Source organism: Vibrio aestuarianus (assembly GCF_012395185.1).
Lineage (GTDB): Bacteria > Pseudomonadota > Gammaproteobacteria > Enterobacterales > Vibrionaceae > Vibrio > Vibrio aestuarianus.
Map to the genome: position 1 here is coordinate 56,113 of NZ_JAAZTU010000006.1, position 26,395 is coordinate 82,507.

Sequence of the window (26,395 nt, forward strand, 5' to 3'; positions counted from 1 at the left end):
TATGTCGGCCAAAGAACGAATTTTCCATGCTGTTGTTTTTGAACTTACCGCACTAGCAATTTTAATTCCTCTTTCAACCTTGATTACTGGGCAGGGTAGTGGTGACTTGGCTATGGTGGGGGCAGGATTAAGCTTACTTGCCGTAGTTTGGAACTATCAATACAACATTCTATTTGATCGATTATTTGGCAGTGATAGATCTGGCCGAAGCGCGAAAATACGGCTCTTACATACCACTGGTTTTGAAGGTGGGCTGGTTTTTGTGTCTATCCCTGCTATTGCTTGGATTTTAGAGATCACGCTTTGGCAAGCACTGATATTGGATATTGGATTCCTAGTGTTTTTCTTTATTTATACGATGGTCTTTAACTGGTGCTATGATAAATGGCAACCGTATAAACTTTTGTCTTTAAGATCAGAGGCTCAAAAGAGTGATGAGCTAAAATAGTTAAGTAACTGAGTAGTGAGGAGATTTCAGGGCGTGAAGTTTAGGATATTACTCATATTACTAGTTGCCTTTAATGTGAATGCTGAACGGTAGACGGTTTACCTCACTTCATTGGAGTGGCCGCCTTATTCTGGCGTTAGTTTGATAGAAAATGGTTTTTCTGTGGCAGTTGCACGAGCCGCATTCGATATCATGGGTTATGAGCTCGAGGTCGATTTTAACCCATGGTCACGCACGGTCGCATCGGTCGCTAAGAAAGATCTCTATATTGGTTACTTCCCTGAATATTTTTTTGAAACGGACAGTTTTGTATTTTCTGAGCCAATAGGGACTGGGCCTCTTGGTTTTGTTGAGGCGATAGTAAAACCCATTTTATGGCAGTCTTTACAGGACTTGACCGATTACCGTCTTGGAGTTGTGCAAGGCTATAAAAATACTGCTGAGTTGGATGAGCTAATTGAAAAAGGTGAGGTTGATTGGGAGGCTGAAATTGATGACAGGCATAATATTTACAAAGTGGCCAAAGGGAGGCTTGATCTTGCGGTGATTGATGTCAACGTGTTTGAATATTTAGTTGCTACAGACGCAAGAGCAGATATCCTTAAATCACGAGTCAAAATGAATGAAAGGTTATTGTTGGATGCTGAATTGTTTGTTGCATTTAAGAATACAGAACAAGGTAGGAGATGGAGAGGAGTATTTAATGAAGGGCTAAAGCAAGTGGATATTGATGCTATAGCCCAACGTCTGAATCACAAATAAACGCTATTGGTTAAGAGCATAGCACTCGTAAGACTCGCTCTGCATGTTCAGCCACTTCAATGCCTTCATCGGTCAAGTAGCCACCGTCAGGCAGAGTACATAGATTTTTATTAAACAAGCTTTTCACTGCAGATTGTATCTCTTCAGATGCATCATTGTGCACTTTAATGCCTGTCGCAGCACTGCTTAAGTCAAATTGAAGCAGCAGATTTAGCTCGGCGATATGTTGTTGAGTAAATTTCATCTCGGCACCTATATAGTGAATGATTTTTTCTCACCATAAATTGCTCTTGATGTTGCTGCAATCAGTTGTTGTAAGAAGTGTTAGCTGCAACCAAATTGGGGATATTTCACACAGTATTATCCATTGAGTCAGAAACCCCCGATTCTCATTACAGCGCTGATAACTGTCTAACTTGCATTGAGTGCGCATATTGAGAATGTCGGCATTAATCGAGCTGAAGAGATAAAATCATCAATGTGCAATAAATCGACAATTATTCTGAATTGACATCTGTTTGTATGATTAAATTCCATGCATCAGCTCACGGTAAAAACATTTTCAGTAAACATCAAAAATAGCCCTTGAATTGATCGGGAAATGGAGCGATTATCCGCGTCCTCTATTACTTGTTTCAAAATGTTTCACCATGAACTTAAACCAATTTGATTCCTTAATGCCACCACAAATGGCTGAACGCGCTGCGGAAACTGGTGTTGGAAAAGCAACCAAAGACCCAGTCAAGTCGTTCTTACTTGCTATTTCAGCAGGTTTACACATCGGTATTGCTTTCGTTTTTTATACCACAGTAACGACTGGCACTGGTGACATGGCTTGGGGTTTAAGTCGCTTTATTGGTGGCCTTGCTTTCAGTTTGGGGCTGATCTTGGTGGTGGTGACTGGTGGTGAACTTTTTACTAGCTCGGTGTTAACTCTAGTGGCTCGAGCTAGTGGTAAAATTTCATGGGGAATGCTGATCAAAAACTGGGTCATTGTTTATTTTGGCAATTTAGCTGGGGCGTTGTTGTTGGTTGCCTGTATGCTGGTGTCTAAGCAGTATATGTTTGATGGCGGCCAAGTTGGACTAAACGCCATGGCTATTTCTCAACACAAACTGCATCATGAGTTTTTACAAGCCATTGCGCTTGGCATTATGTGTAATGTTCTGGTCTGTATTGCGGTTTGGATGACTTTTAGCGGTCGTACTTTAACCGATAAAATTATGGTGATGATTTTACCTGTTGCAATGTTTGTCGCAGCCGGTTTTGAGCACTGTATTGCCAACATGTTTCAAGTTCCTATGGCGATTGGTATTAAATATTTTGCTCCAGCTGAATTTTGGCAAATGACAGGAGCCAATATTGCCGATTATGCTGACTTGAATTTGATGGGTTTTTTAATGAATAACCTACTACCAGTGACCATTGGTAATATTATTGGTGGTGGTGTGTTTGTTGGTATGTGGTATTGGCTTATTTACCTGCGGGATGAATCACACTGATAGTTGGGTTTATCAATTACTTTAAAGCGACGTTTAACGTCGCTTTTTTAAACCCCGGAATAAACTCACCGCTAAAGGTTTTTTCAGGGGATAGCTAGCTTATCCACAATTTCTGTGGATAAGCTGTTTTAAAGATCGTGTGTAAGATTAACTTGATGATTTTTAGTACGAAAATCGGATAGCTTTTGTGTACTAATGCACTCTATTAGGGCAAGTATTTCCCTTATTGCCCGTCACGCATCGTTGACTTTCCTATCTTATCCTCTTCCTACTTGAAGTTGCAGCGGTGATGGCTACGTTAGTTCACTTTAATCGCATGGTTTATCTATGCTCATGAGGATGAACTCACTTGCCGCTTACCTACAATTTCAAGTTGTTTGGGTGTAGATTAACTTTCATTACTTTCTCTCCTCGAATTCGTCTTTAGTTTCCCTAATTACGCCTTGTTTAGGTCTAATTTTACAGGGAGAAAATCATGTTTCCCTTGCATTTTCTAGCAACATTTTCTTTACACTGTCGCGTTTTTTTTATCCATTTTGGGGGAGGTTTTTCAGTCATACATTTTTATTGCACTTGATGGATGTATTCATTTTGTTTCCCCATTTAACATATTTAAAACAAAATTAAAATGACACATTTATTCATATATTTACACATGGTTTTTTAATAAAACACAACTCGGTATGAGCTCAAAAAAGTGTGTTATTAAAGGCCTGGTGAGGTGTTAATTTATTGAACCTTACTAAGAGTATGGTCTAACATTTTACATTAGAAATTGTAAAAGTTTGGCTTGTTAGGCCGAGCTACTCAAAATTACTTCATTACAAAATAGGCAAATGTATGAGTGATGTTAATAAAATGAAGAGTGGTGAGAAGCGTTCTCTTGAATGGAAATCTTTCCTCTTAATTACCGTAGTTCTCTTTCCGATCTTAAGCATCGCCTTTGTTGGTGGCTATGGATTTATTGTTTGGATGCTACAAGTATTCTTCTTAGGTCCCCCAGGTGTGCACGGTTAGTTCCGTAGCTTATAACTTCCACTTTTGATCGAAATTTTAAGAGAGCTAATCATGAAATCATTGTTAGTCAAAATCTGGCGAACTATGACCCGCCCAGCGGTTCACATCAGCCTTGGTGTGTTAACCATGGGGGGCTTTATCGCTGGTGTCATTTTCTGGGGTGGTTTCAACACCGCACTGGAAGCAACCAATACTGAAGAATTCTGCATCAGTTGTCACACCATGCGTGACAATGTGTACGTTGAATTACAAGAAACGGTTCACTGGAAAAATCACTCAGGTGTTCGCGCTACATGTCCTGATTGCCATGTTCCACATGAATGGACGGCAAAAATTGCGCGTAAAATGCAAGCTTCTAAAGAAGTGTTTGCACAAATTTTTGGTGACTTAGGTACACCTGAAAAGTTTGAAGAACGCCGTATTGAATTGGCAAAACATGAATGGGATCGTTTTTCTGCTAACAAATCCCTAGAGTGTAAAAATTGCCATAACTACGAATCTATGGATTTCGAGCAAATGTCTCCAACTGCGCGAATTCAAATGAAACAGGCGGCTGAGAAAGATCAAAGTTGTGTTGATTGCCATAAAGGCATTGCGCATAACTTGCCGAAAAATATGGACAGTTCAGGTGGCCTAATTGGTGAGCTTGAAGGTATGGCATCTCGTACCGATTACTCTGTTGGCAAACAGATCGTCAGCGTTCGTTTCCTACCTATTTATGAAGATGCACAAGCCAAAGTTGAAGCCGGTTTACTTAACCCAGCCTCTACTGTGACCGTTCTTGATGAGAAAGGCGAAATGGTGCAGGTTGAAATCGATGGTTGGCGCAAAGCGAAAGGCTTTGGACGTGTTATCCAAGAAGATTTTGGTATGAATATCGCGGTAGGTTCGCTGATGAAAGAAGCGGCTCAAAGTGATGCGATTGTGACTGTTGGTGAGAAAAAAGTGGATGACCTAACGGGGCTTCCATGGGAAAAAGTCAGTGCCAAAGTTTGGATGAAGAAACAAGCGATGCTAAGCGATGTTACTCCTATCTGGGAAAAAGCTGGCGAAGCCTACAAAACTAACTGTTCTGTTTGTCATACTCAACCAGACGAAGCGCACTTTGATGCGAATACTTGGCCAGGTATGTTCAACGGTATGATGGCATTCGTTAACTTTGATACTGACAGTGAAGCTTTAGTATTGAAGTATTTGCAAAAACACTCTTCAGATTTTGCTGAAGGTCACCATTAATCAACGTCACACGGAGTTTTAAAAATGGCTATTACACGAAGAAGTTTTCTTAAAGGTGTAGCAACCACCAGCGCGGCGTCGGTTATTGGTCCTAGTTTACTGGCCTCGACAGCAGCGAATGCGGCAGAAACAACAGGAACGTGGAAGGTATCCGGTTCTCACTGGGGCGCGTTTCGCGCCCATATCTATGCGGGTAAAGTTCAAGAGATCAAACCCTTAGAGTCTGATACTCACCCAACCGATATGCTCAACGGTATTAAGGGTATTATCTATAGCCCATCTCGTGTACGTTACCCAATGGTTCGTCTTGATTGGTTGAAGAAGCATAAGTACAGCGCAGAAACACGCGGTAATAATCGTTTCATTCGAGTGACATGGGATGAGGCGTTGGATCTATTTTATCGTGAACTAGAGCGCGTTCAGAAAGATTACGGTCCATGGGCATTACACGCTGGTCAAACGGGTTGGAATCAGACAGGTTCTTTCCACAACTGTACAGCGATGATGCAACGTGGCGTAGGTATGCACGGCAATTTCATCAGCAAAGTAGGTGATTATTCTACAGGAGCTGGTCAAACCATTTTGCCTTATGTATTGGGTTCAACAGAAGTGTATGCACAAGGTACGTCTTGGTCTGAAATCTTAGAAAATTCAGACAATATTGTGCTGTGGGCAACCGATCCAGTCAAAAACCTCCAAGTCGGTTGGAACTGTGAAACTCACCAATCTTTCCCTTACCTTGATCAGTTAAAAGAAAAGGTAGCAAAAGGAGAGATAAACGTACTGTCGGTCGATCCAGTCAAGAACAAAACACAACGTTTCCTAGAAAACGACCACTTATACATTAACCCACAGACTGATGTGGCGTTTATGTTAGCGGTAGCGCATGTGCTTTATAACGAGGATCTTTACGACAAAGAGTTTATCAAAACCTACTGTCTAGGTTTTGATACCTTCATTCAGTATGTGCAAGGTGAAACGAAAGATAAAGTCGTTAAAACGCCAGAGTGGGCGGCGGAAATCTGTGGTGTTAACGCTGATAAAATACGCGAATTCGCGCGCATGTTAGTTAATGGTCGTACGCAGTTGCTGTTTGGTTGGTGTATCCAACGTCAAGAGCATGGTGAACAGCCATACTGGGCGGGAGCGGTTATTGCGGCGATGGTTGGTCAAATTGGCCTGCCTGGTGGTGGTATCTCCTACGGACACCATTATTCAGGTATTGGCGTGTCATCAACAGGTTTTGCTGCGCCTGGTGGTTTTCCTCGTAACTTGGATACGGGTTCGAAACCGAAATGGGATAACGAGAACTACAACGGCTACAGTAAAACCATCCCAGTTGCGCGTTGGGTCGACTGTTTGTTAGAACCTGGCAAAGAGATCCGTTATAACGGTTCAAAAGTAAAATTGCCGGATTATAAGATGATGGTTATCTCGGGTAATAACCCGTGGCACCATCACCAAGACCGTAACCGCATGAAGAAGGCATTCCGCAAACTTCAGACTGTAGTCACGGTTGATTTTGCTTGGACTGCAACGTGTCGTTTCTCTGATATTGTACTGCCAGCTTGTACGCAGTTTGAGCGCAATGATATTGATGTTTATGGCTCGTACTCAGGTAAGGGGTTGATTGCAATGCACCGTTTGGTGGATCCATTGTTCCAATCTCGTACTGACTTTGAGATTTTCACTGAACTCACTCGTCGTTTTGGTCGCCATGAAGAATTTACTCGTGGAATGGATGAAATGGAGTGGGTACGTTCACTGTATGAAGATTGTAAGAAAGCCAATGCTGGTAAATTTGAACTACCTGAATTTGATGCATTCTGGGAGCAAAGCGTGCTTGATTTTGGTGAAGGCAAACCTTGGGTTCGTCATGCGGATTTCCGTAAAGATCCAGAGATCAACGCGCTAGGTACGCCATCAGGTTTCATTGAAATTACGTCACGTAAAATCGGGCGTTATGGTTATGAACATTGCCAAGATCACCCAATGTGGTTTGAGAAAACCGAACGTTCTCATGGCGGTCCAGGTTCGGAAAAACACCCGTACTGGTTACAGTCTTGTCACCCTGATAAACGCCTGCATTCACAAATGTGTGAATCTGAAGAGTATCGTGCAACTTACGCGGTGCAAGGTCGTGAACCTGTCTATATCAACCCGATTGATGCTAAGGAAAAAGGTATTAAAGACGGCGATTTGGTTCGAGTATATAACGATCGTGGTCAGTTACTTGCTGGGGCTGTGCTATCAGATAGCTACCCTCGTGGCATTATTCGTATCGAAGAAGGTGCATGGTATGGGCCGTTAAGCGAGAAAGATGGTGCTATCTGTACTTATGGTGATCCAAATACCTTAACGTTAGATGTGGGGTCATCTGAGCTAGCGCAGGCGACTTCAGCCAATACGTGTATTGTCGACTTCGAGAAGTTTACCGGTAAAGTGCCGCCAGTAACGTCGTTCGGTGGACCACTAGAAGTCGTCTAACCCTAGCAGAGACTTACATCTTAAGTGATATTGCAATGCCAGCCTTTGAGCTGGCATTATTCTTTCTTATTATTGAACAAATCGGTTGATAAGTAGTTAACCAAGATAAAACGTGACCCAATTAACTAACTGAGTTATTAATTCATTAGACACTGTTAATAACAGTCATTTTGCTGAGGTTACCATGACAACAATACTGCTACCGTGCCATCGAGAAGTGGAACTACTCCAATCGGATTTGAATGCTGAGCTGCAAGGTTGTGAACTTCATTTTTCCTATGCGGGAATTCACAATTCCCCGATTTCTGATCGCTATGCATTATTTCGTCTCTTATTCGACGTAGAATCTGACGCGAAAGTGATCGGCGATGGTTTCCAAATGTTAGCGCAAACGGCAGGCCAGCCACACTACCCGCAAGATGTAGGTCGCTGTCCAGATAACAGCTTAAGCTATCGTATCTATTCCCCCCAAGATACAAAACGGTACTACAACTATTTGGTGGTTGAAGAATCTACAGGCTATCAACTGTTCGGTTTTACTTCATGTCATCGTTTTGCCGGATACTTTGAGATGATTGAAGAGAGAGGACATTCTTACCTCGTTGCTGCTATTGATGGGGAAAATACGCACCCACAAGATTGGGCCGAAAATCAATTAGAATCGGTGGTTATCTTAAGAGGGGAGTCGTTATCTACGCTTTATCACGAGTATGCTCAACATATTATGGTGCATCATCAGCCTCGTTCAGGGGTTACCCAGCAAGCACCTATCGGCTGGTGTTCTTGGTATGCTTATTATGCAGACGTAACAGAGCAGCACGTCATATCAAATGTAGCTTGTATGCAAGGGGAGCTGGCGGAGCTCGAATGGGTATTACTTGATGACGGTTATCAAGCATTTATGGGAGATTGGCTAACCCCGTCGGATAAATTTACTCGTGGTGTAAAATCCGTCATTGAAGATATCAAGCAAGCGGGGAAAAAACCGGCGATCTGGCTGGCTCCATTTATCGCTCAAGCAGAATCTCAGGTATTTAAAGAACACCCCGATTGGTTCGTACAAGGTGCAAATCGCCAGCCAATGAAAGCAGACGAAGTTACCTATGGAGGCTGGCGTTGTACACCTTGGTATATTTTAGATACTTCCAATCCCGAAGTGCAGGAGCACTTAACTTATGTTGTTAAAACCATGCGAGAAGAGTGGGGCGTCGAGTTATTCAAACTAGATGCTAATTATTGGGGGACACTCAAAGGCCGTCGCTACCAAACAGGAGTTACGGGGGTTGAAGCGTATCGACTTGGAATGCAAGCCATTGCCGAGGGGGCGGGAGATGCCTGGTTATTGGGCTGTAATGCACCGATGTGGCCATCATTAGGTTTGGTGGATGCGATGCGGGTATCGGATGATGTCGATCGCTGTGCCCACCGTTTTGAGCAAATAGCAAAAGAGACTTTCTACCGAAGTTGGCAGCATCGTAAGTTATGGCAAATTGATCCTGATTGTGCCACATTCACCTCTTTACCGAATCAATCGACCGAGCGCGCAAACTACGAATTCCACCGTAATGTACTGCTCGCCTGTGGTGGCTTACTGCTTTCAGGTGACCCACTTCCTGATCTAACCAGTTTTGCGAAACAGAGCTTAATTAAACTAATGATTAGGCACAAACATAATCAGGAATCGGCAAAATTAACGTCGTTGGCGCTTAATCATGCTTTCTTGAAACTCACCGATCGTAATGATTTGCACTGTCTGTTTAACTATGGTGGTAAAGCTCAAGATTACACCTTAACGGCCAATTATGCGGTGGATTGGTATGATTACTGGTCTGGAGAAAAATTATCAGTAGAGCCGGTTCAGGTGCTGGAAGTATCACTGGCGAGCGGTTTAACCAGTCGTGCTGTTATTACTTCAGGTTAGGATTTGGTAGTGCTTTACACTTTGTATACCTCTCCTACTTCAAGTCATTTGGGTACAGTGTTTAATATGAAATGTAACCAAACGGCAATCTGTGTTTGGTATTACATTTCAAACCACCAGTAGCATCCATATCCTACGATTAAAGCTGGTATTGAAGTGTACACTGTGGCGAGCATGGCTGCTTTGGGTGCTAATGCAATGGCAGGAAAAAGCGCGTCACCATCGTTAGAGATCGCATTTGAAATTTGGGTTGAGAATGGCACTACACCAGAAAGGTATAAGCTAGTGATTAATATTTGAGGCCCACAACCTGGTAATAAACCCACAACGACGCCTAGTAAAGGCATCCATTCAGCCCATTCAGCTAAATCTTTAATCGGCTCCCAGCCAGAAAAATGACGAATCAATTCAAATGATAGAAAAGCAATGATGACCCACGCACTGACAAAGTGAGTATCTTGTGCAGCTTTTTGAATAGGGTGGGCACTTTGCACTTTTTTATCTTCAGAGACGGTGGATTGATAACTGTCGAGTTCTGTGGTGAGAGACCAAAGTAGCATGCTAATAATGGCAAGTATTGCTCCTATCCATTGCATGGTTTGAGCCTTTAAATTGAAAAATACATTAAGATCAATTTGGAACGATCCGGCGAGCGCAACAAAAGAAGTGGGGATCAACAATAGTTTCCAAAACAGCCCTTGCAAATTCAGCGCTGTTGATTGCACATGTTGTGATGGAGAGTTTGTTGATGGTGATAGCTGAAGCTGACTTTTCTGTGGGCGTAAGAAAGCATCATCATGAAAATAATTGATCACAAATCCGGTCAGACAACCAGTAATAATTCCGATACTAATAACGCCCAATCCTGTGAGTGGTTTACTTGCTAATAGTAAAAATGCTGCGTCCCCCATGGTAGAGGTTAATACCGCAACCAATGCCCCAAAACCAACGCGTCCACTAACAAATTGCGTTGTAACGACAATGGCTCCACCACATCCGGGCAGCGCACCCAGTAAAGAAGCAATAATAACTTGGATGTGCCTTGATTTTTGGTACGCCAAAACCAGCCAGTGAGCAGAGCTCATATAACGAGATAAGTAGTGATAGCAGGTCAAGGTCAACGCGACATAAGTTGATACGGCCCAGAATGCATCAGAAAGAGCGCCTAATGAGAGCGAGCGAGTATGCTCATTAAACAGCAATATGATCAATAACAATGGCAGAGCTAACCGTTGGTAACCACAGTTAAATTGTGAGGGAGCAAAAGCTGAGTTAGACCATTTGATTGAGTTCATAGCACACCTTATAAAATTCATTGCTCATGTTGGTGAAATGAGAATCGTTATCATTATATGCTATTGATAATTATTCGCAATTGAGAGTTGTTAATTTTTGAAAAGAATTTCTTAGTAGCAACTCATGACAAATTCTGAAAATAAGGTAAAGTAACGGCCTTTATGAGCAATTTCGCCTATCAACATAGATAGGCCATCAAATCAAATAGCAATAAATAGGAAGAAAGATGATTCTAGTTGTCGGTCATAAGAACCCAGATAGCGATAGTATTTGTAGTGCACTTGTGGCAACTGAGCTGCTAAAAGCTCGTGGTCAAGAGGCTATGCCGATCCGTCAAGGTGAAATCAATCGCGAAACTCAGCACATCCTAGAAGTCGCTGGCGCAGAGTCTCCAGAATTACGCACTTCTGTTGCTGGTGAAAAAATTTGGTTAGTAGATTACTCAGATCTAGCACAAGCACCTGACGATGTCGCTGAAGCTGAAATCTTAGGTATTGTTGATCACCACCGTCTAGGTGACGTGATGACAGTAAACCCAATGGAAGCTTGGATCTGGCCTGTTGGTTGTACTAACACTGTTCTGTTCAACATGTTCAAGATTGAAGGTCACACGATTTCTCAACAGGTTGCTAAACTAATGATGTCTGCAATTTTGTCTGACACGGTCGGTTTTGCTTCACCAACGTGTACGCAAAAAGACAAAGATGCAGTTGCAGAACTGGCTGAAATTGCTGATGTACAAGACGTTGACGCATTCATTAAAGATCTTCTTATTGCGAAAACAGATATTGAAGGCTTGTCTGCTGCTGAATTGGTAGAAAAAGATCTAAAAGGCTATCCATTTAACGGCCGTGATGTTGTGGTAGGCCAAGTGGAACTAGCAACGCTTGAGCAGGTTGATGGCATGATTGAAGCAATTGAAGCGGATCTTGTTCGTCGTTGTGAAGAAGACAATCTTGCTTTTGCCGCTGTGATGCTAACCGATATCACTACTGCGCAAACCCGTTTGCTTTACACTGGTGAGTGGGCTGAGAAGCTAGCTAAGCACCAGAAAGATGGCATGTTGATGATGGAAAATACGCTAAGCCGTAAGAAGCAAGGCTGGCCTTGGCTTCAAGCTGAATTAGTATAGTAAGCTCATCCCTTAAATTTACGATAAATAAAACGCCCGCAGTGTTACACTGTGGGCGTTTTCTATGAGACAACCGGAGAATGATTATGGCGAAAGCACTTAGCGCAGAACAGATCGAAACCATCAATCGCTACAATGAAGAAGATCGCTTTAAATATTGTGTTAAAGAAATAGTAGTGAATCGTGAAGTTTGGATTCTAAAAGACGAACACGGTTGTGTGATGCTGAACACGGAAGATGATGATTGTGTGCCTGTGTGGCCAAATCAAGAGTTCGCAGCAGCGTGGGCTACCGGTGAATGGGAAGCATGCCAACCTGAATCAATCTCTCTCAATAAGTGGCACAGTCGCTGGACCACAGGCCTAGAAGATGATGAACTTTCTGTGGTTGTATTTCCTAACGAACGTGAAGAAGGCGTGGTACTGTTTCCTGATGAGTTCGATTTTGAATTGAAGAAGCAGCAAGCAAAGCAGCGTTAATCCACAACCTATCAGAGCGCTCAATTTATTAGCAGTCGATGAGTTTGGTGGTTGATTTTTATCGGTGGCTCAATAGCCTATGAGCTGATAAAGAGGTGCGGATTTTGACAGGGTGACAGCATTATTCAGTACACCCTGTTGTTCATACTCTTTAAGTATCGACTGAATAACGTTTTTAACTTCCTTTTCTTTCATCCCCGTTTTTAGTCGTTTGTCATAAAGCATACTCAATAAGATAACATCAAGTGGAGACAATAGTTCTTCCGGTGTTTCATCATTAAATATTGAAGGGTAGGCTTGTTGTGAATCATTAGGCAGGCCAAGTGCTTGCGTTATTTCTTCAACAATACAAGCGAGCAGTTTACCGCGCTCATGGGCTTTATCGACAGGAATAATGACTACCGCTTTTATGATCTCATGAGTGCCAATATCGGTTGTGTAGTTGGCGATACAGATTGAATTATTTAAAACCCCCAAGCTGCTTTTGCCAATATGTGTTGCTACTTCATTTTCCCATTTGGCTTCTTTGGTAAAAATCCACGTTACGTTGGCTTCATCACGGTTAGAGACTCGATAAATAGGGTGATGTGTCACCAACGCTAAGTGCTGAAGATGCAAGTCAACCAGTTCGTCATGCAAGGCTTTATCGGCCACGTCATGCTGTACCCATATTTTTACCGGTTGTGCCCATTTGACTAAGGGGTATTTGCCTGCGTTATATTCGTTACGCAATGCAACTTGGACGAACGCCTTACTGATAAAGCTTTTGTCCTTCCATGTTTCGCTATAGGCCCAAGCGGAAGCGCTAAAAACGAGCAATAAACAGGCCGCTAATCTCACTTTCCCTAGCAAAGTTTTTCCTATTTGAAGTAAGGCGCTTTATTGAAATGGCTTTCAATCATACGCTGAGTGATCGGGTGTTCTGGATTGGCTAATACCGTTTGAGTATCGCCAGATTCGACGACTTCGCCCTCATGCATCACCATAATTTTGTCGGTAATGTGCTTCACAATACCAATGTGTTGAGAAACATAGACAAATGAAACGCCCATTTCTTCTTGTAGCTCTAGAAACAGATTGATGATCTGTGAACGCATTGCCATATCTAAGCCATTGAGTGCTTCATCCGCGACGATGATCGACGGTTGCAGAATAAGGGCGCGAGCTAAGCAGACACGTTGCTTTTGTCCTGTCGCTAACATCTGCGGATAGAAATAAGCATGTTCTGGCAATAAACCAACCCGTAAAAGCGTCTCTTTTACGCGCTTCATGCGAGCCTCGACGGGCATATTAGTATTTCGTTTGAGTGGCCCTTCAAGAATGCGTCCGATCTGAATACGCGGGTTTAATGATGTATTCGGGTCTTGGAAAATCATGCGAATGAGTTTACAACGCGTTGAGTAATCTTTGTGCTCAAGAAGCTCACCATTTACTCGGATTTCTCCAGAAGTAGGTTCAACCATACCGGAGATCATCCGTGCTAGCGTCGATTTACCTGAACCATTTTGACCAATAAAGCCGATCGTTTGTCCTGCATCGAGGGTAAAGCTGACCGGTTTCACCGCGTGCTGTATTTTCTTGCGAAACAGTCCAGATCGAGTGACGAAATCTTTGGATAATCCGTTAACTTCTAGCAGTGAAGTGGTCATGCTCATGATGATTGCTCCATATTTAACGGAAAGTGACAAGAAAACTTATGGTTTTTTATCCGTTGCGGATAAGGTATTTCAACGCATTGACGTTGAGCATATGGGCAACGAGGCCCCAAGCGACAACCAATTGGTAAATGTTGTAGTGGTGGAATAGAACCGGGCAAAGACTGTAGTTTTTCTTTATGGGGAATCCAGTCACTAAAGTCAGGCATCGCTTTAAGCAATGCGACAGTATAGGGGTGCTTGGGCTCACTCAAAATTTTTGGGGTATCGGCTGATTCAACAGATTGCCCGCAATACATGACCGTAATGCGGGTCGCCCATTGTGTGATGGTCGTTAAGTCGTGGCCAATTAGCAAAATAGTGGTGTTATTGACTTGATTCATGCGGCTCAACAAACGCAAAATTTGCGATTGAGTGATCGGGTCTAAATCGTTGGTCGGTTCATCGGCGATCAACAATTTTGGTTTGGTTGCAATCGCCATTGCAATCATGACTTTTTGGCATTCCCCATCGGTCAGTTCATAAGGGTAGCTGTTCATGACGCGAGTATGATCTTTAATGCCGACCTTATGTAGTAAAGCCTTGGCTTGTTTTTTACGCCATTTGAAACGTTGCCACCACTTGCCTTCAAAGGTACGAGATGGAATGGACTCTATCAACTGCTTGCCGACTTCTTCTGATGGGTCCAAACAGGTTGATGGTTCTTGAAAGATCATAGCAATATCGCGGGCAATGACGCGTCTGCGTTCTCGTGCAGTCAGTTGCAACAAATCAATATTGCCCAGACGCATTCGGTCTGCGGTGACCGTCCAGTTATCTTTGCAGATACCAACAATAGCTTTTGCTACGAGACTTTTTCCTGAACCTGACTCACCCACTAGGCCGCGAATTTCACCTTCATTCATGGTCAAACTCATGCGGTCAACCGCTTTAACTAAGCCTTGCGGTGTATCGATTTCAATGGTGAGGTGGCGAATATCTAATAACGGCATTATTCAACCCCTGCATTTAAAGCTTGGCGTACGCCTTCACCGACTAGGTTAATGGTGATAACCGTAAACATAATGGCCAGCCCGGGTAGGGTAACGGTCCAAGGTGCTAAGTAAATCAGCTCTACGGAATCACCCAATATTGCTCCCCATTCAGTACTTGGTGCCTGCGCGCCAAGCCCAAGAAACCCAAGCGCTGAAATATCTAAAATAGCAACCGACAGAGCAAGTGTCATTTCGCTTGCAATGACAGCAAGCACGTTGGGTAAAATGGAGTTCCACAATAAATAAAAATCATTGGCACCATCTAATCGTGCGGCGAGGATATAATCTTTCTCAACTTCGTTATGGACCGCAATATAGACTGAGCGTATAAAACGTGGAATGAGAGCTAAACCAATGGCGAGTAATATATTGAACTCACCAAACCCGAGTAAAGCAACGAAGATAATGGCCAAAAGCAGAGAGGGGATGGACATCACCGTATCGAGTAAGTGGTTCAATGTACTTGATAGAAGCCCCTTGGTCATACCTGCCATGATACCGATAAAGCAGCCTATCAATGCAGCAATTAATGTAATGATAACGGCAGCACCAAAGGTGAACTGAGAGCCATCAATTAAGCGAGAGATAATATCTCGCCCTAAATCATCAGTACCAAGGAAATATTCAACAGTTCCGGCTGGATCCCACGAAGGAGGAATGAGTAACTCTCCGCTTTGGAGTTGCGGATCATGAGGCGTTATCCAAGGTGACGTTACTGTAATTAAAACAATAAGTACTAAGCACCATAGCCCAAACATCGCCAAACTGTTGGCACGATAGCTGCGCCAAAAACGCTCAAACTGCGTTGGGATATGCTCTTCCTGATATACGTTATTTGTTAGCATACCATTCCTTCCTTACTAGCGGGTTGATCATGGCGCCAATCAAATCAGATAGGGTGTTGGCAGCCAGTACTAATACGCCTACCACAATCACGCCGGCTTGAATCGATGCGTAATCTTGATTTGATAGGGCATCTAGCAGCCAACGCCCAATTCCAGGCCAGTTGAAAATAGACTCTGTAATAATAGCCAGAGTAAGCATGCCCGATAATTGCACGCCAAATTTAGGAATAATCGGAGGGATCGCATTTCTAAGCACATGTTGGGTAACAATTTCATGATTGCTTAGACCTTTAATCCTTGCTGCACGAATATAATTTTGCGACATCACATCCGCAACGGAGGCTCTCATTAAACGCACGACTTGCGTCGTGGGAGCTAAAGCGAGAACGAAGCAAGGTAAAGCCATATGTTCAATAACGCTTTGCAATGCATGGGCGCGGTAAACTCCTTCAGCAAAAAAAGCATCAATCAAAGCAAAACCGGTGACATGTTCGACTTGGTAGAGAAGATCATATCGTCCAGCAACGGGGAACATTTCATAGTGTAGTGAGAACACCATAATCATCAGTAGGGCAACCCAAAAAAGTGGCGCGGAATACCCTGACATGGAAGTAAATGAAATGACGGTATCGATCCATTTGCCCTGTTTCATGCCGGCCAATGTACCGAGTGGAATACCAATTAATAGCGACAGTGTGAATGCGATTAAACACAGTTCTAATGTAGCAGGAAAGACGACAGTCAGCTCATCGACAATGGCAACACCATTGTGGTTGACCCCAAAATTTAGCTGCATAAGCTCACTTAAGTAAGTCGACCAGCCGGACCAAAAACCTTGCATTGCCCACGGTGATGTAGGGTCTAATCGTAGTAGATGAAACCCGACCAGTGTTAAAATCAGCAACGTGATGATAAATAAATTGAGCCTACGAACGGTATATAAAAACACTATTTCACCCTCTCAACACGGTTGAATGGTTGAACATTGAATGGACTCAACTTAAAGCCAGTTAAGTTACTGTTATAGGCTTTGAATTGCATTCCGTGTGCCAGAGGGATCACGGGGAATTCTTCGTTCAAAATATTCTGTGCCTGTTTGTATAAATTCAGTCGGTAGCGTGTTTTATCGACTTCTAAGGCTAAATCTAATAGGAAATCAAAATCGTTATTGCACCACATGGCGACATTAAGACCTGCACGGTTTGAGTTACAAGAGAGCAGTGGTCTTAAAAAGTTATCAGGATCTCCGGTATCGCCAATCCAGCCCGTCAAAAATAGGTCAACATTTTCGTTTTGTACCATATCAGACCGATTTAGGCGGTCTTCAGTCAGCAAGTTTAGTTTTATTCCTATGTCGGCGAAGTTTGCTTGAATTAACTCTGCTGTTTTGCGTGGGCTTGGATTGTACGCTCTTGGCTCCGTTGGTACAGACATGGTGAGCTCCAAGTTGCCGTAATATCCTGCTTCTTTAAGCAACGCGATAGCATAGTTGCGGTCATAACGAATTTGAATACTATCTTTTTGATAGGCCCAAGATGATGGCGGCAGAAGATTATAAGCAATACTGCCAGTGCCGTAGTAGACCGAGTCTAAGATATTTTGGCGGTTGATAGCGAAATTCAGCGCTTTACGCACACTGGCATTATGCAGTGCAGGGTGTGAGGTATTAACCGCAATAAATGCAACATTCATTGCTGGCTTCGCTTGAAGTGTGAGCTCAGGTTGTTGCTCAACAATAGGTATCTGACTTGAGATTGGAGAACTTAGCACATCACATTCGTGTCGCAGTAATTTTGCCAATGTACCAGTACCTCTATTTGAAATATCAAATACCACCTGTTCCATTTTTGCAGGGCCATTCCAGTAACGACCATTGCGACGTAGACGAATGAGATCATTGACTTTAAATTCATCAAGATAAAACGGCCCCGTGCCGACAGGCAAGCTATCTATCAAGGCTTTTTCATCATCAATAATCAATTGGTTTGCATATTCGTAAGATAGAATGACCGCATGGCTTGTTGATATGTTGGATAAAAATGAGTTGTCAGGGCGACTAAGGATAAATTTGACCGTTAGATCGTCAATGGCTTGAACATCAATCAACAGATTTTTGAAATCAATACCAGCAAACCATGGATAAGCGCCACCATTTACGTAATGAAAGGGATTGCTTGAATCGATAATGCGCCGAAAGCTGAATGTCACATCATCGGCGTTCAGCTCACGCGTAGGGCTAAACCAAGCGGTGGTTTGAAAGTAAACACCAGATCTAAGATTAAATGTATATTCAGTGCCGGCTTTATTCACGCTCCAACTGGTTGCTAAATTGGGTAGCGGTTGCAAGGTATCAGCGTCTAGCTGCAATAGAGTGTCATACAGTTGTGGGCTCAGTGCTTCTGATGTGATGCCATTATCAACCAGCTGAGGGTTAAACGTTGTAGGGCTGCCGTGACCACAATATACGAATCCGCTTTGGCGAATTTTACTATGGTCAATTTGATCGCCACAGCCTGCGAGTAGGCTAAAGCTGCATATTGCTAGCGTGAATCGTAATAATGTTTTCATAATGAAAAATAACTGTGAGAAGTAAGGCAAACAAAGCTAATCATTATGCCTCAAAATCCTGATAATCTACCATTTTTTGTTGTACTAAACACAGGGTTAATCACTATTCATTCCTACGAGTTGGTATTTTCTTACCATGCCTCGTAATTGGTGGTAGCTCAACCCCAACAATTCTGCCGCTTGTCTTTGGTTAAATTTGCTCTTTTCGAGAGCTTGGGTCAGCAGTATTTTGTCCTGCTCTTCCTGCCATTTTTTGTAATCCATAGGAAAATCAAAGTGGCTATCACTAGTATGGTTGATTGCGTTATTATTGCCATCATCTTGTAGATGCCATTGACTGGTGAATGGGTCAAATATCAAGTTATCAATAGGTTGTTCAGTATCACCGTGTTGATAGACAGCGCGTTCTACAACGTTTTTTAGTTCTCGCACGTTACCGGGCCAAGCATAGTGCTGAAGTTGCTGTATTGCATCAAAGCCAAACCCAACGAATAAACTTAGATTGAGTTCTCGGCACATTTTTATGGCGTAGTACTCGGCGAGTAGAATAATGTCTTCTTTTCTTTCCCTCAGTGGTGGCAGTTGGATCACATCGAACGCTAACCTGTCGAGTAAATCTGCGCGAAACTTCCCTTGCTGTGCCAATTGAGGAAGATTAGCGTTAGTGGCACAAACGACGCGTACGTTGGCATTCAATAATTGACTACCCCCGACACGTTCGTATTGTCCATATTCAATCACTCTGAGTAATTTTTCTTGCACTGAAAATGGGGCTGTGGCGAGTTCATCGAGAAACAAGGTTCCTCCTTCTGCGCGCTCAAAGCGCCCTTGGTGGCGTCCTTTTGAGCCAGTGAAAGCGCCTGATTCATGACCAAACAATTCGGAGTCGATTAACCCTTCACTGAGCGTTGAGCAGTTGAGTGAAATAAGTGGTTGGTCCCAGCGCTTAGACAAATAGTGCAGCCGTTGAGCGATCAACTCTTTACCTGTACCGCGTTCACCAACGATTAAAACGGGTCGATCAATACGAGCCAGCTTTGAGACCTTATCCAATACCGAGAGAAAGCTTGGGGATTCTCCAATTAAGTTTTGTTGCATACTTTATCTCTCCAAATATTTGAAAATGGTCAGGTTAAATTTACCAATAGTTGGTTTTTTTTATCATAGCACAATGTGATTATTATTAATCAATTACTTAACTATTTGATTGATAATGAATTAAATGCTGGCATGAATGTTGTTTATACATTTGCATCATAAGGCTTTGATGTGTTCAAAGTGTATTACCAGTAAGGAGATTCATCATGGGTATTTTTTCTCGTTTTGCAGATATCGTAAATTCAAACATCAGCGCATTATTAGATAAAGCGGAAGATCCAGAAAAAATGATCCGCCTTATCATTCAAGAAATGGAAGATACATTGGTGGAAGTGCGAACCAATTCAGCTAAAGCCATTGCGGATAAAAAAGAATTGGCGCGTAAAGTTGATGCGATGGATGCGCAAATAGTAGATTGGCAACAAAAAGCGACGCTAGCGCTTAGTAAGCAGCGTGAAGAATTAGCGCGAGCGGCGTTGATTGAAAAGAAAAAATTGCAAGAAATAATCAAAGGCTTGCATACTGAACAGACGCTGGTGGAAGAAACGATTGACAAACTAACCGGTGAAATCGGTAAATTAGAAACGAAAATCTCCGAAACCAGAGCCAAACAACAAGCATTGGCCATTCGTAGCCAAACCGCTCATAACCGTCGTGATGTTCAACGTCATCTACATACTAGCCGCACTGACGAAGCGATGGCGAAGTTTGAACAATATTCACGCAAAGTGGATGAACTGGAAGCGGAAGCGGATTTATACGCAAAATCGGGTAATGCAAAGACTTTGGATCAAGAATTTGCTGAACTGCAAGCACAAGACGAAATTGAACAAGAGCTAGCAAAGCTTAAACAGCAAATGGATCAAAATAAATAACGAGGAGTGACATATGTCATCATTTTTCATCGCAGGGCCATTGATTGTTTTCCTCATCTTTGTCGCACCATTGTGGTTATTTCTTCATTATCGCAGTAAGAAAAGTTCAGGTAATGCACTTTCTCAGGAAGATTTTGAACGCTTGAAAGCGCTGTCGCAAAAAGCAGAAGGCTTACAGAGTCGTGTTGAAACCTTAGAGCGTATACTGGACGCAGAGTCCCCGAATTGGAGGCGAAATAATGGCTAGAGAACTGTACCGTGATACCGTGAATGGAAAAATTACTGGTGTTTGCGCAGGGCTTGCAAACTACCTCGGGCTTGAAGTTTGGCTGGTTCGTATTTTGGTGATTTCCGCGTCGTTATTAGGTGGTTTTTTCTTAGTGGTATTGGCTTACATGGCATTAACCTTGATGTTAGAAAAACAGCCTATTCAATATGTAGAAACACTCAAAAGCCAACGCGAGCACAAACTAAAAAATAAGCCGTGGGAGCAAGGACAAACCGCAGAAGCATTATTGGACACGTTAGATCAAGACTTACGTCAAGTAGAGGGGACAGTTCGTCAAATGGAGGCGTACGTTACCTCTGAAGCATTCAAAGTAAACCGAGAGTTTAGTAAGCTTTAGATTACGACGTTAACTTCCCGTTTGAGAACTAGACCTATTTTAGTTCTCAAATGGTTAATTTTTATAGAAATTAACGGAATCTTTCTCGCTATCTCGATAGGATTCATCTATTTTTAGATAAACTGTAAAAATGGATGATATAGCATGTACAAACCTCCTGTTTTCTTGCTGGTGACTCTGGCAATACTGTCAGGGTGTGGTAAGGAATTACCCCCCGTGCCTGAGCCAGATTCACGCCCAGCCAAACTCTTCTCTGTCTCTGTTGGCAATACCCAATTTGAAAGAACTTTTCCAGCTACAACAGAAGCCGGAGATAAGGCTGTTTTAGCATTTCGCGTTCCTGGATTACTTGAATCAATTGATGTGACCGCCGGTCAACAAGTAGCGCAAGGTGATGTCCTTGCCAAGTTAAACCCAGATGAATATTCACTGTTAGAGCAACAAGCTCAAGCTAATTTTAAGTTAGCGGATGTGCAGTACGAGCGATATAAAAAACTTAGAAAAGATAAAGTCGTTTCAGAGCAAGATTTTGACCAAGCGCAGGCAAACCATAATTCGGCAAAAGCGATGTGGGAGCAGGCGAAAGCCAACTTGCGTTATACCCAGTTAGTTGCGCCCTATGCTGGCACTATCTCGCTTATTCCTGCTGAAAATCATGAATTCCTTGCGGCTAAGCAAGGTGTGATGAACATTCAAACCAATCAAATCTTAAAAGTGATTTTCCAACTACCAGACCACTTGCTAAACCGTTTTGCTAATGGGGCCGATTCCGTAGCAACAGTGAGGTTTGACTCTTTCCCTGAACGAGAATTCCAATTGCAGTTTCAAGAAGTGGATACTGAGGCTGATTCAAAAACAGGTTCTTATAAAGTCACGATGGTGATGGATCGTCCGACAGACATAGGCATATTGCCCGGGATGGTCGGTACCGTTCGAATAGTTGCAGCGAAAGCCAGTGCAACACGTATTCCAACTTCAGCACTTTTTGATGAGAATGGACAACAATGCGTTTGGCGAGTCACCGAAGAAGGTGTCGTTGAAAAAGCGTTGGTTGAATTGAACGCTGAAAACCAAGTGCTCTCAGGCCTAAATGATGGTGACCGAATTGTTATTTCTGGCGTCAGTGGTATTTCGCAAGGCATTAAAGTGCGTGAATGGATTAAAGAGCGAGGACTGTAAGATGAAGCAATGGATAATGTTGTGTGTGTTTTCATCTTCAGTGCTACTCACTGGATGTGAAAAGCCAGATACCTCAGCGCGAGACATGGTGACACGGGTGAAAGTTGTTGAGTTGGGTAGTGAAAAACTCAGTGATCGCCTGTATTTCCCTGCGGTTGCTAATGCTGCCGATCGCTCTCATCTGAGCTTTCGTGTGGCGGGAGAAATAAACCAACTGACGATAAAAGAAGGGGATAGAGTTAAGCAAGGAGATGTGCTTGCTACATTAGATCCAACCGATTATCAATTGGATGTTGATAACGCTAAGGCACGCTTTACGGTCATTGATAGTCAATATACACGTTCAAGTCCTTTGGTCGAAAAAGGCTTGCTTGCTAAGTCACAGTTTGACGAAATCGCCGCTCAACGCCAAATTGCTAAAGCCGAGTTAGACCTTGCAAAGTTACGCTTGTCTTTCACCCAGCTTAAGGCTCCCGTTGACGGTATTATTTCGCGAGTCAATGCGGATCAATTTGAGAATGTGCAAGTAGGGCAACAGATAGTCAATATTCACAGCATTGATTCCGTTGAAGTGTTAATTCAGTTGCCTGATCGTCTTTATATCAGCCAACCTAAATCCGTTGGACTAGAAAGAATGGAGGCGCTTGTACGAGTCCCTAGCGGGAATACTTATACTGCTATGGTCAAGGAATTTACGACAGAACCTAACCCCGCTACTGGTACCTTCTCTGTGACGCTTTCCTTACCGATGCCTGATCAAGAATATATTTTGGACGGTATGGCAGTGGAAGTCACCACTCAAGGTGGTCAGGCTGGATTACAGCTAAATGCAGGCGTAAGTGTGCCAATTGAAGCGGTATTTAATGCCGATGGTGATGGTTTAGAACGAGATAACAAATTCGTTTGGATATTAAATGATGATAATACTGTGAGTAAAAAGCATGTGATGCTGGGGAAGGCTTCAATGGCGAGTGTACAAGTACTTGATGGACTTAGTGCTTCAGATACGGTCGTGACGGCTGGTCTATCTAGACTGCGTGAAGGAACGGTAGTGGAAGTGGTTAAGCAGGAGGCAGGTAATGAGTAATCAACAACATACGCCTCAAAGTGATGACGATGTAAAAGGTGTCGCAGCATACTTTATCAGAAACCGTGTCATCAGTTGGATGCTGTCGCTTATATTCCTGATTGGCGGTGTATCTGCATTCTTTGGATTAGGGCGCTTAGAAGACCCTGCTTTCACTATCAAAGATGCCATGGTGGTGACAGCTTATCCTGGTGCAACGCCGCAACAAGTGGAAGAAGAAGTAACGTATCCGATAGAGAAAGCGATTCAACAATTAACTTATGTTGACGAAGTTAACTCGATTTCAAGTCGTGGATTGTCACAAATCACGGTCACCATGAAAAATAACTATGGTCCTGATGATCTTCCACAAATATGGGATGAGTTGCGCCGTAAAGTGAATGATCTTAAAGGTCAATTACCTCCTGGTGTTAATGACCCGCAAGTGATTGATGATTTCGGTGATGTATACGGTATCTTGCTCGCCATTACTGGTGACGGATATAGCTACAAAGAATTGCTCGATTATGTGGATTACTTGCGACGTGAATTGGAACTGGTTGATGGTATCAGTAAGGTTTCTGTGTCTGGTCAGCAGCAAGAAAAAGTGTTTATTGAAATATCGATGAAGCGCATCAGTTCGCTAGGGCTTTCTCCACAAACGGTGTTCAACCTGCTTTCGACACAGAATGCGGTCTCTGATGCTGGTGCTATTCGCATTGGTGAGGAGTACATTCGTATCCAACCGACGGGTGAGTTTAATGATGTTGATAAATTAGGAGACTTAATACTTACCGAAAGCGGTACAAAAGGGCTGATTTACTTACGCGATGTGGCTGAAGTGAAACGTGGTTATGTTGAAGTTCCAAGTAACATCATCAATTTTAATGGTCAATTAGCCTTGAATGTTGGCGTTTCATTTTCTCAAGGTGTCAACGTGGTTGAAGTTGGCAAGCGATTCGACCGTCGACTTGCGGAACTAAAATACCAGCAGCCAGTTGGCATCGATATTTCGGAAATTTATAGTCAACCCAAAGAAGTAGATAAATCCGTTAGCGGTTTTGTGGTGAGTTTAGGCCAAGCCGTTGCTATTGTGATTATTGTTCTACTGTTTTTCATGGGGCTGCGCTCAGGCCTATTAATCGGTTTGATTTTGTTGCTGACGGTGTTTGGCACGTTCATTTTCATGCAGTATTTCAGAATTGATCTACAACGAATTTCTCTCGGAGCATTAGTCATAGCGCTAGGGATGTTAGTGGATAACGCGATTGTGGTAGTCGAGGGCATATTAATAGGGACGCAAAAAGGACGTACCCGAATGCAAGCGGCTACTGATATCGTTACTCAAACCAAATGGCCGCTATTAGGGGCAACGGTGATTGCGGTAACGGCTTTTGCGCCGATAGGTTTATCCGAAGATGCAACGGGTGAGTACTGTGGCACCTTGTTTACGGTACTACTTATTTCACTGATGCTCAGTTGGTTCACCGCTATCTCGCTGACGCCATTTTTTGCTGATCTCTTCTTTAAAGGCCAAAAATTTGCAGAAGGTTCAGAAGACAGTGATCCATACAACGGTATGGTTTTCGTTATCTACAAAAACTTCTTAGAATTTTGTATGAAACGAGCGTGGATGACGATGGGTATCTTAGTTCTTGCTCTTGTCGCCAGTGTTTATGGTTTCACCCATGTAAAGCAAGCTTTCTTTCCATCATCAACGACGCCGATGTTTTTGGTTGATGTTTGGATGCCAGAAGGTACAGATATACGAGCCACTAATACCAAATTAAAAGTATTGGAACGTTGGTTGTCTGAGCAAGATGATGTTGAACATATCACTACAACGGCGGGTAAAGGTTTACAGCGCTTTATGTTGACTTATGCTCCAGAAAAGAGCTATGCCGCCTACGGTGAAATTACAACACGTGTTGCAAGTTATGAAGCTCTTGCCCCGTTAATGGAGCGTTTTAGACAATACGTTGACCAAAATTTCCCAGAAATTAACTACAAGTTAAAGCAAATTGAATTGGGTCCTGGTGGCGGTGCAAAAATTGAAGCTCGAATTGTTGGTTCAGATCCAACTGTATTACGGTCAATTGCCACGCAAGTGATGGACATTATGTACGCCGACAAGGGCGCTTATAATGTTCGTCATGATTGGCGAGAACGCACCAAGGTTATTGAACCACAATTTAATGAAAGCCAAGCAAGACGTTACGGTGTGACAAAAACTGACGTTGATGAGTTTCTTGCGATGTCATTCTCCGGTAAAACGATTGGTGTGTATCGAGATGGTACAACCTTGATGCCGATTGTGGCTCGCTTACCTGAAGATGAACGGGTTGATATTCGTAACATTGAAGGGATGAAATTATGGAGCCCTGTTATTGGCGACTATATTCCTTTACAGCAAGTCACGTTGGGTTATGAAATGCGCTGGGAGGATCCTCTCATCGTACGTAAAAACCGCAAGCGTATGCTGACCGTTATGGCAGACCCAGATCTTCTCGGTGAAGAGACGGCGTCAACATTACAAAAGCGTTTACAGCCTCAAATAGAAGCGATCAAGTTACCAGCAGGCTATTCGCTTGAATGGGGAGGAGAGTATGAGTCATCAAACGATGCTCAAGAATCACTATTTAAAACCATGCCACTGGGTTATTTGTTTATGTTCTTAATTACGGTGTTCTTGTTTAACTCCGTTAAAGAGCCGCTGATTGTTTGGTTAACGGTACCCCTAGCGCTGATAGGGGTGACCACAGGGCTATTAGCTCTTAACACACCATTTGGCTTCATGGCATTGCTTGGTTTTTTGAGCTTGTCAGGCATGTTGCTGAAAAACGGTATTGTGCTATTAGATCAAATTGAAATTGAGATGCACTCGGGGAAGGAGCCTTATCTGGCGGTCGTCGATGCCTCACTAAGTCGTGTTCGCCCGGTTTGTATGGCGGCAATTACAACGATTTTAGGTATGCTGCCACTTCTGCCTGATATTTTCTTCAAGCCAATGGCGGTAACCATTATGTTTGGTTTGGGTTTTGCTACGGTCCTGACATTGATAGTGGTTCCTGTGTTATACCGACTCTTTCATAAGGTAGCGGTACCCAAATAGCTAGTTGATTATTTCAAGTCACAGTGCCTCTGATGAACAGGGGCACTACTTTTGAAA

The 26,395-nt window shown here is 43.0% G+C and carries 24 protein-coding genes; 15 read left to right on the forward strand and 9 right to left on the reverse strand.

Features of this window, described 5'->3' with window-relative positions:
* Position 1 precedes the first annotated feature (1 nt).
* Entirely contained in the window at positions 2-448 is a 447-nt protein-coding gene (locus HGG78_RS04055) for a PACE efflux transporter (protein ID WP_172532149.1), read from the forward strand.
* Positions 449-610: 162 nt separating this feature from the next.
* Complete coding sequence (locus HGG78_RS04060) at positions 611-1,210, forward strand: substrate-binding periplasmic protein (protein ID WP_422108876.1); 600 nt, start codon at positions 611-613, stop codon at positions 1,208-1,210.
* Positions 1,211-1,220: 10 nt separating this feature from the next.
* On the opposite strand, the gene HGG78_RS04065 is transcribed toward HGG78_RS04060, so the two are convergent.
* A complete protein-coding gene (locus tag HGG78_RS04065) occupies positions 1,221-1,454 on the reverse strand; it encodes a TIGR02647 family protein (RefSeq protein ID WP_168522400.1) in 234 nt (77 codons plus the stop codon).
* Positions 1,455-1,860: 406 nt separating this feature from the next.
* Between HGG78_RS04065 and focA the strand changes: the two genes are divergently transcribed.
* From focA to HGG78_RS04090, 5 genes are all read left to right on the forward strand, one after another.
* Positions 1,861-2,712, forward strand: a complete 852-nt coding sequence (gene focA, locus HGG78_RS04070) for a formate transporter FocA (protein ID WP_053309954.1) — start codon at positions 1,861-1,863, stop codon at positions 2,710-2,712.
* 840 nt (positions 2,713-3,552) lie between these two features.
* Positions 3,553-3,729: a trimethylamine N-oxide reductase system protein TorE gene (gene torE, locus HGG78_RS04075; RefSeq protein WP_172532150.1), complete on the forward strand. Its 177-nt coding sequence runs from the start codon at positions 3,553-3,555 to the stop codon at positions 3,727-3,729.
* Between the two features lie 51 nt (positions 3,730-3,780).
* A complete protein-coding gene (torC, locus tag HGG78_RS04080) occupies positions 3,781-4,965 on the forward strand; it encodes a pentaheme c-type cytochrome TorC (RefSeq protein WP_172532151.1) in 1,185 nt (394 codons plus the stop codon).
* Between the two features lie 24 nt (positions 4,966-4,989).
* Entirely contained in the window at positions 4,990-7,452 is a 2,463-nt protein-coding gene (gene torA / locus HGG78_RS04085; RefSeq protein ID WP_172532152.1) for a trimethylamine-N-oxide reductase TorA, read from the forward strand.
* Between the two features lie 184 nt (positions 7,453-7,636).
* Complete coding sequence (locus tag HGG78_RS04090; RefSeq protein ID WP_172532153.1) at positions 7,637-9,373, forward strand: glycoside hydrolase family 36 protein; 1,737 nt, start codon at positions 7,637-7,639, stop codon at positions 9,371-9,373.
* 101 nt (positions 9,374-9,474) lie between these two features.
* Here the strand turns inward: HGG78_RS04090 and HGG78_RS04095 are convergent, their stop codons facing one another.
* Positions 9,475-10,668 carry a putative manganese transporter gene (locus HGG78_RS04095; protein ID WP_172532154.1) on the reverse strand — a complete coding sequence of 398 codons (1,194 nt, stop codon included), beginning with the start codon at positions 10,666-10,668 and terminating at the stop codon, positions 9,475-9,477.
* 227 nt (positions 10,669-10,895) lie between these two features.
* On the opposite strand from HGG78_RS04095, the gene HGG78_RS04100 reads away from it, so the two are divergent.
* Positions 10,896-11,801, forward strand: a complete 906-nt coding sequence (locus HGG78_RS04100; protein ID WP_053309948.1) for a manganese-dependent inorganic pyrophosphatase — start codon at positions 10,896-10,898, stop codon at positions 11,799-11,801.
* Between the two features lie 86 nt (positions 11,802-11,887).
* Positions 11,888-12,280, forward strand: a complete 393-nt coding sequence (locus tag HGG78_RS04105; RefSeq protein ID WP_053310442.1) for a DUF2750 domain-containing protein — start codon at positions 11,888-11,890, stop codon at positions 12,278-12,280.
* 69 nt (positions 12,281-12,349) lie between these two features.
* Here the strand turns inward: HGG78_RS04105 and HGG78_RS04110 are convergent, their stop codons facing one another.
* The 7 genes from HGG78_RS04110 to pspF all read right to left on the reverse strand — a co-directional run bounded on the left by HGG78_RS04110 (position 12,350) and on the right by pspF (position 19,480).
* Positions 12,350-13,132 (reverse strand): DUF2927 domain-containing protein, encoded by a 783-nt coding sequence (locus tag HGG78_RS04110; RefSeq protein WP_216835439.1) that lies wholly within the window; start codon positions 13,130-13,132, stop codon positions 12,350-12,352.
* A gap of 8 nt (positions 13,133-13,140) precedes the next feature.
* Positions 13,141-13,929, reverse strand: a complete 789-nt coding sequence (locus HGG78_RS04115) for a peptide ABC transporter ATP-binding protein (protein WP_053310441.1) — start codon at positions 13,927-13,929, stop codon at positions 13,141-13,143.
* Between the two features lie 2 nt (positions 13,930-13,931).
* Complete coding sequence (locus HGG78_RS04120) at positions 13,932-14,927, reverse strand: peptide ABC transporter ATP-binding protein (protein WP_053309946.1); 996 nt, start codon at positions 14,925-14,927, stop codon at positions 13,932-13,934.
* A complete protein-coding gene (locus tag HGG78_RS04125) occupies positions 14,927-15,814 on the reverse strand; it encodes an ABC transporter permease subunit (protein ID WP_053309945.1) in 888 nt (295 codons plus the stop codon). Before HGG78_RS04125 ends, HGG78_RS04120 begins: the two co-directional genes overlap by 1 nt.
* Entirely contained in the window at positions 15,801-16,763 is a 963-nt protein-coding gene (locus HGG78_RS04130) for an ABC transporter permease subunit (protein ID WP_172532155.1), read from the reverse strand. The genes HGG78_RS04125 and HGG78_RS04130 overlap by 14 nt, the downstream gene beginning before the upstream one ends.
* Positions 16,763-18,382, reverse strand: a complete 1,620-nt coding sequence (gene sapA / locus HGG78_RS04135) for an ABC transporter substrate-binding protein SapA (RefSeq protein WP_168522390.1) — start codon at positions 18,380-18,382, stop codon at positions 16,763-16,765. Before sapA ends, HGG78_RS04130 begins: the two co-directional genes overlap by 1 nt.
* A 96-nt stretch (positions 18,383-18,478) precedes the next feature.
* A complete protein-coding gene (gene pspF, locus HGG78_RS04140; protein ID WP_172532156.1) occupies positions 18,479-19,480 on the reverse strand; it encodes a phage shock protein operon transcriptional activator in 1,002 nt (333 codons plus the stop codon).
* Between the two features lie 206 nt (positions 19,481-19,686).
* Here pspF and pspA point away from each other — a divergent pair, with 206 nt between their 5' ends.
* From pspA to HGG78_RS04170, 6 genes are all read left to right on the forward strand, one after another.
* Positions 19,687-20,355 (forward strand): phage shock protein PspA, encoded by a 669-nt coding sequence (gene pspA, locus HGG78_RS04145; RefSeq protein WP_053309942.1) that lies wholly within the window; start codon positions 19,687-19,689, stop codon positions 20,353-20,355.
* A gap of 13 nt (positions 20,356-20,368) precedes the next feature.
* A complete protein-coding gene (gene pspB, locus HGG78_RS04150; RefSeq protein ID WP_053309941.1) occupies positions 20,369-20,602 on the forward strand; it encodes an envelope stress response membrane protein PspB in 234 nt (77 codons plus the stop codon).
* The gene (gene pspC / locus HGG78_RS04155) at positions 20,592-20,981 is read left to right on the forward strand and encodes an envelope stress response membrane protein PspC (RefSeq protein WP_172532196.1); all 390 of its coding nucleotides are present in this window, start codon (positions 20,592-20,594) and stop codon (positions 20,979-20,981) included. The genes pspB and pspC overlap by 11 nt, the downstream gene beginning before the upstream one ends.
* A gap of 144 nt (positions 20,982-21,125) precedes the next feature.
* On the forward strand, positions 21,126-22,160 hold the full coding sequence (locus HGG78_RS04160; protein ID WP_172532157.1) for an efflux RND transporter periplasmic adaptor subunit: 1,035 nt from the start codon (positions 21,126-21,128) through the stop codon (positions 22,158-22,160).
* A 1-nt stretch (position 22,161) separates the two neighbouring features.
* A complete protein-coding gene (locus tag HGG78_RS04165; RefSeq protein WP_172532158.1) occupies positions 22,162-23,247 on the forward strand; it encodes an efflux RND transporter periplasmic adaptor subunit in 1,086 nt (361 codons plus the stop codon).
* Positions 23,240-26,338, forward strand: coding sequence for an efflux RND transporter permease subunit (locus tag HGG78_RS04170; protein WP_172532159.1), 3,099 nt, complete (start codon positions 23,240-23,242; stop codon positions 26,336-26,338). Before HGG78_RS04165 ends, HGG78_RS04170 begins: the two co-directional genes overlap by 8 nt.
* The last annotated feature ends 57 nt before the right edge of the window (positions 26,339-26,395 follow it).